The organism is Koromonas soli (assembly GCF_059726265.1).
In genome coordinates, this window is the sequence record NZ_AP040872.1 from 146,716 (window position 1) to 162,270 (window position 15,555).

A 15,555-nucleotide genomic window follows, 5' to 3' on the forward strand; every position below is an offset into this window, starting at 1 on the left:
CGTCAGGATGGAATTTGATGTTGAAGGACACGCAGCTCAGAGGCAGAGACATACGGGAACAGGGATTTTCTGATCGCGTTTCTTTCGACGAGGCGCTGCAGTGGGTCGATCAATATTCAAGGACCTGTGACGAAGAAGAAGTAGCTCTGGAGGAGGCAGCCGGGCGCATTCTTTGCCATCCGTTCGTTGCCCCTTTCGATAATCCTTCCACGGACATCGCTGCCAGCGATGGATATGCGCTGAAATCAGGAGAGACCATCGGCGCGGGCAGCTATAACCCCCTGGTATTTACTCTTCAAGATGAAAGAAAACTGCTTGGGTCCATGTCTGCAGTCATGGTGAGTGCCGGGGAGCCGCTTCCGCAGGGCGCTGACTGCGTTGCCCCGTTTGAAATTGCTCATCGATCGAAGAAGACCCTCACCGTGATCGAATCAATTGCTCAGGGAGAGCGGGTCGTGAAACGTGCGCAGGACGCGCAGCAAGGCACAGTGCTAATTGAAAGCACTCGTCCACTGCGTTCCTCCGACCTCGGATGCATTGCCTCGTTTGGAGTCGAGCGCATCGTCGTTACGCGCCGTCCGCGAGTGCGAGTCGTTGTTGCGGGCACAAAGTCATCTGACAGCACGAAGCAGGTCGATGCAAATGGTCTCATGCTTCGCGCAATGATCGTGCGCGATGGTGGGTTGGTTGAAAGCTGCACCCAGGCTGTCGCGGATCGCGCGGAACTTGCAAGGAGTTTGTCCCTGCCGCGCGCGGATTTGTTTCTGGTGTGCGGGCGGACGGGCGCGGGCTCCGATGACATGGCGCCGTTGGCTTTGCAGGATGCTGGAGCACTTTCCATCCACGGCATTGCGGTGCGCCCCGGAGAATCCACCGGGATGGGATCCGTCGCGGAAGTTCCGGTTGTGTTGCTTCCGGGCACTCCACTGGATTGTTTGTGTGCGTATGAGCTCTTTGCCGGAAGGCTGATTCGCCGTCTCGCTGGCCGCAGTCCGGCGTTCCCATATCGCGTGCAGCAGGCACGCCTGGGACGCAAGATCGTCTCCGCCATTGGGACAGTGGAACTGTGTCGCGTGCGCCTCGTCAATGGAGAAGCTGTGCCGCTGGGCGGTGCCGAGTTTGGTGGCCTCGCTTCAGTAGCTCGTGCCGATGGGTTCATAATGATTTCCGCTTCGCTGGAAGGTTATGCCGCAGGTGACTGCGTCGAGGTTTTTACTTATGAAGGAGCGGAATGAGCGCGCAGAATAACAACGCGACGTTGCTTAGTGCCGCACGACAACAGCAGTTCCTCAATGTGATTGGTAGGGACGAGGCGGAAGCACGGTTCCGCGCGCATTTGAATCTTGCGCCGCTCGGGGAAGTCGAAGTCGCGCTGCAAGACGCGCTCGGGCGAGTGCTGTCGCGCAATGTGGTTTCCGCCGTGGACGTGCCGGGATTTGACCGCTCGCGCGTAGATGGATTTGCGGTGCGCTCGGTAGACATTGCCAGCGCAAGCGACGATCATCCGTGCACGCTCATGCTCAACTCGGAAATACTTACCCCGGGCGTTGTTCCTGTCGTGGACGTCACGGCAGGCACTGCGACGATCATTGCTACCGGGGGCATGATTCCGCGCGGAGCTGACGCGGTTGTCATGGTGGAGCAGACCGATGCAGCGGAACGCGACGGGCGGGTTGTGGTGGATGTGCGTCGTCCGGTCGCGCCAGGTGCTTACATTGCGGCGTCCGGAAGCGACATAGCGCAAGGTGAAACGGTGTTGCGCGCAGGGCAGACGTTGACATCGCGTGAGATCGGTTGCCTCGCGGCGATTGGGCTCGCGAAGGTCAACGTGTGGCGTCGGCCGAAGGTGGCCATCTTCTCCACGGGAGATGAGCTGGTGCCTCCCGGTGAATCGCGGTCACTTGGGCAGGTCTATGACTCAAACAGTTCGATTTTCGCCGCAGCCGTGAGAGAAGCGGGAGGCGAGCCTGTTCTACTTGGGATCGCCCGCGACAACGAATCGGAAATCGATTCCACGCTGCGACGCGCTCTGGAGTGCAATATCGTCCTGCTCTCCGGCGGAACATCGAAGGGTGCGGGCGATCTTGCCTATCGCGCTGTGAGTAAGCTGAACGATCCGGGCATTGTTGTGCATGGCGTGGCGCTGAAGCCGGGCAAGCCATTGTGTCTCGCTGTGAGCGATGACAAGCCTGTCGTTATTCTTCCGGGATTTCCGACCTCTGCTATTTTCACCTTCCATGAGTTTGTGGCGCCGGTCATTCGAGCTTTTGCCGGACTTCCTCCGGAACGTCCTGAGACGGTTCGTGCCACGGTCCCGGCGCGCCTCAGTTCAGACCGCGGGCGCACGGAATATGTGATGGTGTCGCTGGTCCGTGACAGGGAAGGGAAACTCGCCGCTTATCCCACCAGCAAAGGTTCTGGATCGGTTACAGCCTTTGGACAGGCTGACGGATTTTTCACCGTTGCTGCGCAGACGGAAACGGTAGCCGCGGGCACAGAAGTCGAAGTTACGCTAATTGGCGCACATCACTCCATTGCTGACCTTGTCATGATCGGAAGCCACTGCGTGGGACTGGATCTGCTGATTGACCATGTCATCGCGGCAGGATTTTCAGTAAGAGCGCTCAACGTGGGAAGTAATGGCGGGCTGATTGCCGCAAAGCGTGGCGAGTGCGATGTTGCAGGAATTCATCTGATGGACGCCGCGACAGGCGATTACAACCGTCCCTTTCTGAGCGAGGGTTTGACGCTTGCCACCGGATACACACGGCTTCAGGGCATTCTGTTCCGCCCCGGGGATTCGCGCTTCGAGGGACGCAGCGCACTGGAGGCGGCCAAAGTGGCGAGTGCCGATGAGTCCTGTCTTTTCATCAACCGCAATGCTGGGAGCGGCACGCGGATTCTAATCGATCAAGTTCTTGAGGGACGCCAGCCGCAGGGATACACGAACCAGGCAAAGACGCACAACGCAGTCGCTGCCGCCATCGCGCAGGGACGCGCCGATTGGGGATTCGCCATTCAGACGGTCGCCCGGCAATACGGTCTGGGATTCCTTCCGCTACAGGCGGAGCACTACGATTTTGTGATACCCAGCAATCGGTTGGAGCGCGCGCCGGTGCAGCGGTTCCTCGCTATGCTGCGCGATCCAAACGTGAGGTGGCAATTGGAGCAGCTAGGTTTTGAACTCGAGGCTGTAAGCGTATGAGGTCTGCTAATGATGCTTCGCAGAAACTACCGGCAGCCGCAAGCGCCAGCCCGGGGCGGGCAATTCCATATGCGCGAGCATGGAGCATTCTTTTTCGCACGGTGCATCTGGTTTCCATCAGCATTCTGGTGGGCGGCCACGCGTTCAATGCTCCCGCTTCACGGCTGCTTCCGATGCTCTATGCGGCCATTGTGAGTGGAATCTTCATGGCGATCATCGAGGCCTATCCTTCGTTCCGCGCACTGTTTCAGGGGTGGGGACTTCTGGTGATGCTCAAGCTGGCATTACTCTGCGTAATTCCGTTTGCGTGGGAACATCGGCTGGCTATCCTGATTGTTGTGCTGATTATCGCCTCAGTGGGATCGCATATGACCAAGCGCCTGAGACATTGGTCGCCACTGTTTGGGGATGACACGGAAAGATAGCGCGAAACTCAGTTCGAGTGTTGCGCAAAATCGATTGCGGAGTCGGTGCCGCCGGCCTCGAACTCCTTCATCTTGCGGTAGAGCGTGTTGCGGCTGATTCCGAGTGATGTTGCAGCTTTCTGGATGTTGCCTTTGTGGAAGGCAAGCGTCCGGAAGATCATTTCCTTCTCCATTTCCACGAGGCTGCGCAGCGGCATTGCTTCCATGCTGGTACCAGCGGACAGCTCGGGCACCTGATTCAGCAATTCGAAATGGTCAACGGTGAGCACCGGCTCATCGCCTGCCAGATTCATTGCGCGCTCGATTGCGTTTTCGAGTTCGCGCACGTTGCCGGGCCAGGAATAGGACTTAAGCTTTTCGAGCAGTCCTTCATCGAACACCTTGGGTTCAATCTTCATCTTGGCGGCGATGCGGACAGAAAGAGATTGCGCCAGCACCGGAATGTCTTCAGCGCGTTCACGTAACGGCGGGATGCGAAGATTGAGAACGTTCAGGCGATAATACAAATCCTGGCGGAAACGTCCGTCCTTCACCTCCTGCTTCAAATCTTTCAATGTTGCGGCGATGATCCTGATGTCGATTTCACGATCAACCCAGGAACCGATGCGCGACACCTTTCTTTCCTGAATTACGCGGAGCAGCTTCATTTGCGCACTGATCGGCATGTCGCCGATCTCATCGAGGAACAAGGTTCCACCGTTTGCCATCTCGAACTTTCCGGCTCGCCCGCCCTTCTTGGCTCCGGTAAAGGAACCTTCTTCGTAGCCGAAGAGTTCACTCTCGACGAGTGACTCCGGCAGAGCGGCGCAGTTGACAGCGATAAAGGGGCCTCGATGGCGCGATCCGCTCTGATGGATCGCCTTTGCAACCAGCTCTTTGCCGGTTCCGCTTTCGCCCTCGATCAACACCGTCGAGATGCTGGCGGCGGCCATCCTTGTGCGCAGCTTCAACTCGTTGATGCCGTGACTGCTGCCAACAATGCTTTGGATGGAAGACGTCTGCGGCGCTGGCAGGCAGTATTGGCGGGCCGCAGCGCGCCAGTTGGAAACTTCACGGAAGGTAGCGATGGCTCCAATAATGTTGCCGTGCTCGTCACGCAACAGCGAGGCGGAACTGCGCAGCTTTTTACCACCTTTGCCGCAGACAACCTCATCGTCACAGTGCTCGCCCTCATTGAGAACCTTGAGCAGCGGCAGTTGGCAGTCGGTAAGCTGTGAGACGTGGTGGCCCTTGATATCTCGCGATGTTACCCCAAGGATGTGTGCGGCTCTGGAATTGAGCTCGGTAATGAGTCCGCGGTTATCCACGGAAATAAGACCGTCGGACATGTTGTCGAGCAAGATGTTGGAATATCGGTAGGCGGTGTAGAGCTTTTCGGTTGCGCGCTGCAGGCGTAACTGGTTTTCAATGGCGCCGACGGCGGCTACAACCATGCCAAGGGTGTGGACGTTTGAGTTGCGATAATCGCCGCTAAGATCGAGTACTCCGACCATCTTTCCGTCCACATCAAAGATTGGCGCGGCCGAACAAACCAGAAAATGATTGGGCCGGCAGTAATGCTCGGCGGCAAAAACCTGGACGGGCTTGCGTTCGAAGATGGCGGTTCCAATCGCATTGGTCCCTTTGGATGCTTCGCTCCAGTTCCCACCCGGGCACAACTCGACGCGTTGTGTTCGCCTGGTGATGTCGGGATCGCCAATCACATCCAGCAGCAGGCCGGTTTCATCGCTGAGCACCACCTGGAACCCGGTGTTGCGCACGAAGTCATAGAGCCGCTCCATCACCGGGCGCACTATCTTTATTAGGTAATCATTCAGATGGAGGCGTTCTCTAAGTTGAGGGAGGTCGATGTCGTGGGGCTCGGGGCTGTGAGGGTCAACGCTCAGGTTGTGACATCGTTGCCATGAACTGGCAATCTCGGGACTCAGGCTGCGAACATCGAGCGACAGCCCTCCCGTGTATCGGTGCCACGCGTTTTGAATGACAATATTGTCAGACATCAATCCTCACAAATGGGAGCGCGTAGATTATCCTTCGGGAAAAAACTAAGTCACAGTGATTGCCGTCACATTGGACCTGTTTACGCTGAGGGGTGGATACAGGAACGGTGTCCTATTTTGTGACAACTGCGCCAGTTTGTGTTCCAAATGGAGAAAAAAGCAATAGGTATTTACGTCTCCCAAAGATTCTTGCGTGCAATTTTCCGATTGCCGGAAGGCATTTGATCACGTTCCCAGCTAAAGAGAACTGCTTTGAATTCAGGTTGTTCACCCGGCAGGGTTGTACGCACATAGCGGAAAGGCCGAGGGTGATCTCCTGAAATCCTCACTCTATGGATCAACAATTGGCAGCAAAGATGCCAGTCAGTTGTATGCTCGCAGCGGATGACTTACAGCTAAAGTGCCGGAACCCGGTTGCGACGTGTTCACCGAATGTTACCTTTTTCCGATTTCCAGGATTGATTGAATATGAAGAAACCCATATTGCTCCTGCTGTCGCTTCTTCTAGTCGCCTCGCTCTGCTGTTTTGCTCAGGACACTTCGAGCACGGGTTCCATCACCGGAGTTCTGAAGGACCCACACCAGGCGGTGATGGCCAATACGCCGGTTGTGTTGACGAACACGACCACTAAAGCCAAGCTGACCACCACGACCAACCAACAAGGCGTGTTTACGTTTGCTCACGTCGTGCCGGGCAGCTATACGGTTTCGACTGAGGCTAAAGGCTTCAGGCCCACGATGGTCAACGATCTGAAACTGAGTGCAGGGCAGACGCTGCAGTGCGATCTTGCCCTGGCGCTGGCCACCGACACGGAGATCGTCAACGTATTGGCCGGAACGGTCGAGAACGCATATCGCGTGGATACCGTGAAACCCGGCGGACCGCTAGGTTCTATTCCCATCCTCGACATCCCTTACTCGGTCAACGTAATCTCGCGTCAACTGATTGACGACACCCAGTCGAGAAATTTCAAGGAAGCTGCAAAGTACCTGCCCATCGTGTTCTTCCAGGAAATGCAGGGCCCCGAAGTGCTGCGCCCCGAGACCCGTGGCATGCAGGGCAGTAACATGCAGAACGATCGCAAGGACGGAATGGGTATCGCCGTTACAACTCCATCGGCACTTGAAGAGTACGAACAACTGGAGGTCGTGGATGGCTTGGCCGGTCCGATGTATGGGCCTGCGAATCCGTCAGGGATTTTCAATTTCATCACCAAGCGCCCGACAAACGAACCGCTGCGCGAAATCGAGCTTGGCTATGAAGGTGATTCCGTTGCCACTGTGCATACCGATCTTGGTGGTCGCTTTGGTGCGCGGAAGATGTTCGGATACCGCACCAACCTCGTGCTGGCCGATGGCAATGGGTACGTGAGCGATAGCCAGCTCCGGCGTCAGCTTGCAGCCGTTGCCCTAAACATTAAACCCTCTGCACACACGCTGATTGAAGGAAATTTCAGTTACTACAATCTGTTCCAGCACGGATACCCAGGCTGGTTCGCTTACTCACCTACGACTACTCCGCTGACGGTCGCAGGCTCAAAGAGCATTCTGCTGCCGGTTAACGCTCCCGACCCAACACGCCGGGGCTATGGACAATCCTTCTCGGGCGTGGACCTCACGAATCAGATCAGTGAAGTGCGGGTGCAGCACCAACTCAACTCGGACTGGCATTTCATGGCCGGAGTTCTGAACCAGGTTGCTGATCGCAACATCAACACGGCGGTCAACCAGCTCATCGACAATAAAGGTAACTATAAGTCTTATCTCGCCAATAGCTTCTCTTCACTCGCGCCGCGGTTCCATGTAAGCAGTGATCTTGGTTATCTAACGGGCAAGGTCATGACCGGCAAGATTCACCACGATCTCGCGATTGGAAGCACTGGCTATCGTTTCGCGTCGTACTCTCCAGTAACCAGTCCGACGAAGGTAGCTCTTTGCACCGCCAACAATGTTTGCCAGGCGAACATCGACAATCCCCAAGTTGACGTGACCCCGGCGAGCGGACTCTATTCCTATACCAAGACCAGCGCCTCGAATGGAATCTTCGAATCGAGCATCATCCACCAGCAGGGCTTCAACGTTAGCGATACCATCACGCTTACGCGTCACCTGCTGCTTAAGGTTGCCGCCAGCCAGGACTGGACGTGGACGAATAACTACGCGGACAGCAAGAGCACTGGCTATCAACGCGTATCCTCGACTGGCAACTACATGACGCAGGGTGTGAGTCCCACGGCGAGCATCATGTTCAAGCCGCGCGAGAACATGACGTTCTATGGAACATTCGCCAGCAGCATTCAGGCGCCGGATGTAGCCGCAGCCGCAGCCGCTCCGGCAGTCACCGTGAATGCGAACCAGCCCTTTCCTCCATATCGCAGCAAGGAGGGAGAGATTGGTTACAAGCTGGTGTTGCGCAAGGTGAACTTCTCGACCGCGCTCTTCCGCGTGGAGCGTCCGTTTGCCACGTATGTTAGCGGCGTAGTCAGCACCTCGTGCGGTACGCAGTCCGGAACCGTCAATTGCGAGCAGTTCAAAATTGTGGGAGACCAGGTGAACTACGGTGCTCAGGCGGTGATGTCCGGCAGGATCATCGAAAGCCTGATGTTAACCGGAGGCATCACGGTGCTTGACCCGAAGCTCACCAATACTGGCGTTGCAGCGACCAACAACAATAACTTTGTGGGAATGCCCGACTACAAGTCCAACATCCTTGCCGAGTATCACGTGCCCAAGCTGACCGGAGTTTTCTTCAACTTCGATTGGCAGCATGTGGGACGCCGCCCGATGGATGACATCAACAGCACTTATACACCGCAGTACAACACCTTTGATCTAGGCGTTCGGTACACGGCCAAGTTGATTGGCAAGGTGACCACCTGGCGTGTTACGGCCAATAACGTGTCCAATGTGCATTATTGGTCCACGCTCGGTCCGGGCAGCATCACTGGGCAAAGCTCGGGCAGCTATCTTGGACACCTAGGGGAGCCGCGTCTGATTACGGCCTCCATGCGTTTCGACTTTTAACTAGAAAAGGCGGGATGCTCCTGGCATAGCATCTGGTCTTTTCACACGCAGCCAGTCGGGAGAGTTTGCGATGAGCGGAACTCTCCCGATGGATTTCCACCCTTTGAACGGAAGAGAACCGCATGCTAGCAAATATCTCTTTACGCAGACCTGTGCTTGTTGTGCTGTTGATGACTCCTTTGGCTATCCCCGCCTTTTCGCAAAATCAGAGTTGCGTTGCTCCATCAGGACAGAAGCTGATCATCTATCGCGCAGGCAGTCTCACGCGAGCGTTCAAGCCACTGGAAGCCGCGTTCACCTGCCAGACCGGCATTGAGATCAAGGACGTTGCCATGGGAAGCCTCGACGCGGCGCGGCAGATCACGGCCGGCGGTCAGGTGTGCGATCTGTTCGCGCCTGCCGACCACGCCGACATCGACTTGTTTTTGAAGCCAGCGGGCTATTCGGATTTCGATATTGTTTTCGCCAAGGGAAGGATGGTGCTGGCCTACTCGGCATCCAGCGTGGCTGAGAAACAACTGCCTCCAATCGCACAGCCCGGCGTTTCCTTTCACCCGCCCGAGTCCATTCCCAAAGCTTCCGCGAACTGGTACGAAATCCTGACCAAGCCCGGCGTACAAATCGGAGGAGGGAATCCGTTCCTCGATCCCGGCGCGTACCGGGCCAACATGATTTTTCAGTTGGCCGAGGCATATTACAATGTTCCTAATCTCTACAACAATCTGCTGGAACACGTGGTGATCCCCGGTGCGAATCAATCCGGTCCGGCGTTGGGCAAGAAATTTGATTATCAAATCATCTATGAGCACAGCGCGCAACTCATGGCCAGCACCAATCCGGACTTCCGGTATGTAAGCCTTCCTGATGAGGTCAATCTCTCCGATGCGTCACGGAATGCCAACTACCGACAAGCCGTAGTGGTTCTGCCAGGTCTCGGTACTGCGCGAAGCGCAAAGAACATAGCCGTTGCTGCAACGCGCGTTGCCTGGGGCATCACACTGGTGAAATCAGCGCCGAACCGTGAAAACGCGATCAAGTTTCTGCAACTGCTACTTAGCCCAACGGGAACAGCCGCGCTAAGGGAAAATGGGCCCGAACCAATTTCTCCCGCAGTGGTGGATCAATCGGAAATCCGCAATCTGCCCGCTTCGCTGCGCCCTCTGGTGAAGGCCGCGGCCAAGGGTAGTTACTGATGGCTGTACGATAATCGCGAATTCGATTGAAGCAGCGTCGAGGTCGAACGTAGAATCGGACGTTCTGAACTGATAGAGTTGGTGCTCGACACATGCTGATTCGTAAAGGGCTTCATCGTTCCTGCCAGATTCTCCTGCTTTCCGGCGCGTTGCTTGCGCCGAGCCAATGGCTGCGTGCGCAATCTGCCGGCAGCATTCCGTCAGAACCGTCGCAATCTGTGCAGACCAATTCGGGCGCGTCGGTGGGGGTTGCCGACGTTGTTCGAGCGATAGAAAGGGAAGGCCGCAGCACATCGATCGCCAGCTACATTGCGGAAGGCGTCGGCATCAAGACAACTCAGACGGATTCGTCGCCTGTGCAGGCTCATGCACTAAATGATGGCCAGAGGGAACTCTGTGTTGTAGATGACACAGGGGATCTGCTGTTCATGATCAAGAACGGCGACACTACCACGGTGTATTTAGCCAACCATGCTGGCACGCTCCGCTTGGCCGGATACTTTCATCCAGGCCGCTTCCATTCGGAAGACTTTAAGAGCGTTTCAAAGGATAAGGCCGCCGCTGGATTTGCTGCCGAAAAGGAATTTTGGACGAAGAAAACCTTGTCTTCGAACCACGGTGATGGCGGCCGTCCCGCGGAGCCCGCCAGCACACCTGAGGTCGCCAAATCTGCGACAGTTGCCAAGCCGAAAAAGGAGACTAAGAAACAAGCCGTAAGTGAATCTTCCTCCGCCAAAAGCGCCGTCACTGCCCCGGCCAAAACCGCAGCTACCGCTCCCGCCAAAACCGCCGGTGCGGCTGTCGCGGAAAATCGGAGTCTCAGCGAGATGACGCCCGAGGAGAAGATCAAGTATCTGGATCAGCAGATCCGCGAGGCAAAGGAGCAGGAGAAGCTGGAAAAGAAGGAAAAGGCGAGAGCCAAGAAGGGCGCAGATAAGAATGCCCAGGCTGCTCCTGCCAACACAGATGGCGATGCCCCTGCTCCGAAGAAGAAGACTTCATGGTTTTAAAGTCCAGGAATCAGCAACAACTCAGCTAATCGTGAACAGAACTCAGTCGCCTTCCCCGCGCCGTCAAGGGTGCATGTAAGTGATATTCCCGGGGAATGTTTCATTCTTCAACAAAGGCGATTCATGAAAGTTTTGGATGGCCTGCATAGGGATTTCGCATGCGACCGCGCCCGGAGATCCTCATCTAATTCTGTATGGCTAAGAGGGCAATCAGTTCTGATTTTGAAGTTTTAACGGGCAAGGTTCAAGTGAAGTGCGATTTATGCGCACATCAGGATGTGCGTTCGGAGAACGATCTCCTTTGTGCAGGCTGTGCTGAGATGATCGAGCGACTCTTGGTCGTGAAGCAGAGTATGGAATCGTTGCAGCCCGCAAATAGCCCCACGGAGCTGTACTCCGTGAAGCTGGGGGCTTGGATAGATTGAAGAAGGTCCAGTGATCATCAAGAGAGTTCGTCGAGGATCGCAGGGCACCATCAGCGCACTACCTACAAGTAAGAAAGGTAGAGTTTGAAGCTGATGCTGTCCTGCGACTCTCGTATTCGGCGTCTGCGATCACTTTGATGCTGCGCGAAGAATGGCGGCGGGGATCGCCTCGAGCGGAAGAATGTTGCAGCTCTGCACAGCACCGCGCGAGATTGCTTCTTTTGCCATGCCAAACGCTACGCTACTTTCTTCGTCCTGAGCGTATGTCTGCGCACCTTTGAGTCTCATCTCCAGCAATCCTTCGGCACCGTCCTCGCCCATCCCGGTGAGGATCACTCCAATGGCGTTCGAGCCAGCGGCGGTTGCGGCTGACTGGAACAGAACATCCACGCTGGGGCGATGACGATGCACGGGAACTCCATCACTAACCTCGACTACATAATGGGCGCCGCTTCTCCGCACCATAGTGTGGAGATTTCCGGGGGCGATCAATGCACGGCCGCCGATGATGCGATCTCCATCAACTGCCTCTTTTACGTTGATGCGGCAGGCATCGTTCAACTGCGAGGCAAAAGCGGAAGTGAAGGCCTGCGGCATGTGATGCACTATGACGATGCCGGGAGCCGTAGCCGGCATAACCTGCAGCAACGAGCGAATCGCATCAGTACCTCCGATGGATGCACCGATGACAATCACCTTATCCGTTGTCTGGTTGAAGGGGAGAGTGGCGTAGCCAGCGAGTGCAGCCGCTGATGCTGTGCGCCTGGGACGCGCATGAGCCGCTTCCTTCACGGTCTCTATCAAAGTCGCCGCCGAGTTCTCCAAAAAGTCCTTTACTCCAAGTTTGGGCTTTTCGATTACGGCGACTGCACCCTCGCGCATGGCGGTGATGGCTACCTCAGTTTCTCTACCGGCGAGACTTGAGCAGATCACCACAGGAATAGGATCTTTTGCCATTTGAGTGCGCAGGAAGGTGATCCCGTCCATACGCGGCATTTCCACGTCGAGCACGATGACGTCTGGACGCATGTTCTCCATCTTCGACATCGCAAACAGCGGGTCGGGTGCGACCACAACTTCCATTCCGGCCTGCGTAAGTAGAGCGGTCATTATCTGTCGTACAACGGCTGAATCATCTACAACTAAAACCCGCACTAATGAACTCCTATGAATTACTTGTTGCCGGCCTCTGCCGGCGAGCATTTATAAACGTTTGGAATAGGACAAGTAGAACGAACATTGACCGAGTGAAGAGTTTCTGCATGGCCCAGGAAGAGATGCCCTCCGGGACGCAACTTCTGAAGTAGGCGGCTCAATACCGCTTCTTTGGTGTCCAGTTGAAAGTAGATAAGAACGTTTCTACAGAAAATAATGTCGAAGGTGCCCGGCACATCCGAAAGATCTCCGATAAGGTTGACGCGCCTGAATTCAACATGCGCAGCAAGTTCCGGCCGCACCTTCATCCAGCCTTCGCTTTCGCCACGCCCTTTCAGCATAAAGGACTTGCGATATGACGGGGGGATTTCATCCGCCTTCTGAATGGCGTAGTGTCCCCGGGTGGCATGATCCAGCACGCGAGTCGATATATCGGAAGCGAATACCTCGAACGAACACTCCGGCGACTGCTGGAGGGCATCAGTCGCCGCCATCGCTATCGAGTAGGGCTCTTCTCCCGTGGAACAGGCGGCGCTCCAGATACGAAGCTGCCGACCTGCGCCTTTTTCGGAGTTGATCCATGACGGGATGAGCGAATTTCGCAGATACTCGAACTGCATCGCCTCGCGAAAGAAATGCGTCTCGTTGGTGCTCACGCAATTCAGCAGCAAGCGAAGTTCGTGCTCGCCTTCTTGATGGACGTAGTCGTAGTACTTGGAAAACGAACTCAAACCAAGCTCACGCAATCTCTTCGATAGCCGCCCGACAAGCAATGCCCGTTTGATATCTGAAAGAAATATGCCTGCCTGGCTTCTGATCAAGGATTGAAAGCGGCGGAATTCAGCATCCGTAATCGGCTTGATTTCCGCATATGCCAAAGTTCCCACCGCTGTCACCCTCATTCCTGGCTGGCCAAGGCGGCAGCATCTTCCGCCGTCGCCGTGGAATCGTCGCGATTCTCAACGGCAGCAACCTGCTCCAACTCTTCCAGGGAGAGAATGCTGTCAACATCGAGAATCAAGGCAAACTTCTTGCCGAGTTTCGCCATGCCCGACAGGTAATCGGTGTTGACCTGAGTGCCAAAAGACGGGACCTTCTCGATATCTGTTGGCGCAAGATCAACGACCTGGCTTACTGCGTCGGCGATCACACCCATCACAGTCGCATCTCCGTCGGTCGCGAGTTCCAGAACTACGATGCAGGTTGACTTTGTTACCGCACTCTCTGGCGAGCCAAACTTCACAGCCAAATCGATCACGGGTACGACGGCTCCACGGAGATTGATCACGCCGCGGATGAATGCTGGGGTCTTGGGTACGCGCGTTACGGTGTCGTATTCAATAATTTCGCGAACACGCAAGATTCCGATTGCGTACTCCTCGCCCCCGATGTGGAAAGTGAGGAATTGCTGCACGTTGTTAGTCAAATCTTGAGCTCCCATGGCAGACTCCGTTAAAAGCTCGTGAAATTGCCGTCTTGTGCGGTTACGCCCGTTTTCTGGGAGCCCGCGCCTGCGGCGGCTGCCTTCGCCTGCAAGGGAAGCTTCGCAGGTGAATATTGGACGCTACCGGCGGTGAACTGCGGAGTGGTGCGGGCACGATGAGTGTGGGTACCCATGGAAACCTCATCGCCGGTTCTGAAGAATGTCATGAGCTGTTGCAGGCTCTCTGCTTGCGACGACATCTCTTCAGCAGTTGAGGCGAGTTCTTCGGCTGCGGAGGCGTTGCGTTGAGTGATCTGGTCAACCTGCGACATGGCTCGATTGATCTGCGCCACGCCGGTTGACTGCTCATTCGATGCGGCAGCGACTTCCTGTACCAGTTCGGCGGTCTTGCGGATGGAAGGCACAAGTTCCTTCAGCAAATCGCCCGAGCGCTCGGCGACGCGAACACTGGAACCAGCGATTTCGCTGATCTCCTTGGCCGCAGCCTGACTCCGCTCTGCAAGTTTGCGAACTTCCGTGGCGACCACGGCGAAGCCTTTGCCATGCTCTCCGGCGCGGGCGGCTTCGATGGCTGCATTCAAGGCGAGCAGGTTTGTCTGGTAGGCAATCTCTTCTATGATTGAGATCTTGCCCGCAATCGTCTTCATCACCTCGACTGTTTCGCTGACGGCGGTTCCGGTCTCCTCGGCATTTTTTGCGCCAGCGGTCGCCATCCTCTCAGTCTGGCGGCTGTTTTCGGCATTCTGCTGAATGGAGGCGTTCATCTCTTCAAGGCTCGCCGTTGTTTCCTCGACAGATGCAGCCTGCTCACTTGTGCCCTGTGAAAGCATCTGCGATGCTCCGGAAACCTGTGTGGCGGCGGAGCTAAGCGCATCGGCACCAGAACGCACTTGCCCAATAGTTTGCGCGAGCTTTTCGCTCATCTCGCGCATGGCGTGTTGCAGTTTTCCGACTTCGTCCTGCATCGTGATTTCGACGCGGTCGCGCAGGTCGCCTTCTGCAATGCGTTCTGCTGCTCTAACGACGAGTGTTATTGGCGCTGTGATGCTCTTGGTAATGAACAGCCCGAGTCCGATGGCAGCGATGATCGCCAGTCCTGCGATCAAGAGCATCAGATTCCGTGCTGTCACGTAGGTAGCTTCGCTGGATTTGAGTGCTTCATTTGCGAGTTCGGTCTCAAGATCACAAAACTCTGTCCAGGCCTTCCTATATTCGGTGTAGTTAGGCACGAGCGAATCGTTGAATCTGTCCAGAGCCTCCTGACGCTTTCCGGCTTTGATCAGCGCAATCACTTCTGTGCGCGATTGGATGTATGGCGTGCGCAACGTTGTGAGCTTCTTCATCGCATCTTTTGCCCGCGAGTTCGTTACGTTCTCGTCGAGCAACTTCAGAGACTTCGTCATCTGCTCGGTCTGAGACTGCATCTCAGACTCTATGGCCGTTGAGATCTTTTCCTCCGCGACTGATTGCGAAATGAGTCGTAGATTGTCTGAGGAGAGAACCAGTGCTGTGGCCGCTGTGCTGCTGTTCGTCATCTGCTTTGCCACGACTTCTTCGAAGTCGGCGTAGAGCACACCCATTCTGTCCAGTGCTATCCAGGCGACTGCGACCAGCAATGCAACTACGATAGTGAATCCAATGCCCAACCTTACGCCAATTGGTAACTTCTTCATG

The 15,555-nt window shown here is 55.8% G+C and carries 11 protein-coding genes; 6 read left to right on the top strand and 5 right to left on the bottom strand.

Features of this window, described 5'->3' with window-relative positions:
* The first annotated feature begins 17 nt into the window (after positions 1-17).
* Genes AC6IY8_RS00650 through AC6IY8_RS00660 form a run of 3 tightly spaced genes read left to right on the top strand, consistent with a single transcriptional unit; the run spans position 18 to position 3,630 of the window.
* Positions 18-1,235 carry a molybdopterin-binding protein gene (locus tag AC6IY8_RS00650; protein ID WP_497776658.1) on the top strand — a complete coding sequence of 406 codons (1,218 nt, stop codon included), beginning with the start codon at positions 18-20 and terminating at the stop codon, positions 1,233-1,235.
* Positions 1,232-3,205, top strand: coding sequence for a molybdopterin biosynthesis protein (locus AC6IY8_RS00655; RefSeq protein ID WP_497776659.1), 1,974 nt, complete (start codon positions 1,232-1,234; stop codon positions 3,203-3,205). The genes AC6IY8_RS00650 and AC6IY8_RS00655 overlap by 4 nt, the downstream gene beginning before the upstream one ends.
* Entirely contained in the window at positions 3,202-3,630 is a 429-nt protein-coding gene (locus AC6IY8_RS00660; RefSeq protein WP_497776661.1) for a hypothetical protein, read from the top strand. Before AC6IY8_RS00655 ends, AC6IY8_RS00660 begins: the two co-directional genes overlap by 4 nt.
* A gap of 8 nt (positions 3,631-3,638) precedes the next feature.
* On the opposite strand, the gene AC6IY8_RS00665 is transcribed toward AC6IY8_RS00660, so the two are convergent.
* Positions 3,639-5,630, bottom strand: a complete 1,992-nt coding sequence (locus tag AC6IY8_RS00665) for a sigma-54-dependent Fis family transcriptional regulator (RefSeq protein ID WP_497776663.1) — start codon at positions 5,628-5,630, stop codon at positions 3,639-3,641.
* 468 nt (positions 5,631-6,098) lie between these two features.
* Here AC6IY8_RS00665 and AC6IY8_RS00670 point away from each other — a divergent pair, with 468 nt between their 5' ends.
* From AC6IY8_RS00670 to AC6IY8_RS00680, 3 genes are all read left to right on the top strand, one after another.
* The gene (locus AC6IY8_RS00670; RefSeq protein WP_497776664.1) at positions 6,099-8,654 is read left to right on the top strand and encodes a TonB-dependent receptor domain-containing protein; all 2,556 of its coding nucleotides are present in this window, start codon (positions 6,099-6,101) and stop codon (positions 8,652-8,654) included.
* Positions 8,655-8,776: 122 nt separating this feature from the next.
* Positions 8,777-9,847, top strand: coding sequence for an extracellular solute-binding protein (locus tag AC6IY8_RS00675; RefSeq protein ID WP_497776665.1), 1,071 nt, complete (start codon positions 8,777-8,779; stop codon positions 9,845-9,847).
* A 92-nt stretch (positions 9,848-9,939) separates the two neighbouring features.
* Complete coding sequence (locus AC6IY8_RS00680) at positions 9,940-10,857, top strand: hypothetical protein (RefSeq protein ID WP_497776666.1); 918 nt, start codon at positions 9,940-9,942, stop codon at positions 10,855-10,857.
* 554 nt (positions 10,858-11,411) lie between these two features.
* Here the strand turns inward: AC6IY8_RS00680 and AC6IY8_RS00685 are convergent.
* Genes AC6IY8_RS00685 through AC6IY8_RS00700 form a run of 4 tightly spaced genes read right to left on the bottom strand, consistent with a single transcriptional unit; the run spans position 11,412 to position 15,554 of the window.
* Positions 11,412-12,437 carry a protein-glutamate methylesterase/protein-glutamine glutaminase gene (locus AC6IY8_RS00685; protein ID WP_497776668.1) on the bottom strand — a complete coding sequence of 342 codons (1,026 nt, stop codon included), beginning with the start codon at positions 12,435-12,437 and terminating at the stop codon, positions 11,412-11,414.
* Positions 12,438-12,454: 17 nt separating this feature from the next.
* Positions 12,455-13,339, bottom strand: coding sequence for a CheR family methyltransferase (locus AC6IY8_RS00690; protein WP_497776669.1), 885 nt, complete (start codon positions 13,337-13,339; stop codon positions 12,455-12,457).
* Positions 13,336-13,878, bottom strand: a complete 543-nt coding sequence (locus AC6IY8_RS00695) for a chemotaxis protein CheW (protein WP_497776670.1) — start codon at positions 13,876-13,878, stop codon at positions 13,336-13,338. Before AC6IY8_RS00695 ends, AC6IY8_RS00690 begins: the two co-directional genes overlap by 4 nt.
* A gap of 11 nt (positions 13,879-13,889) precedes the next feature.
* On the bottom strand, positions 13,890-15,554 hold the full coding sequence (locus AC6IY8_RS00700) for a methyl-accepting chemotaxis protein (protein ID WP_497776671.1): 1,665 nt from the start codon (positions 15,552-15,554) through the stop codon (positions 13,890-13,892).
* Position 15,555: the final 1 nt, after the last annotated feature.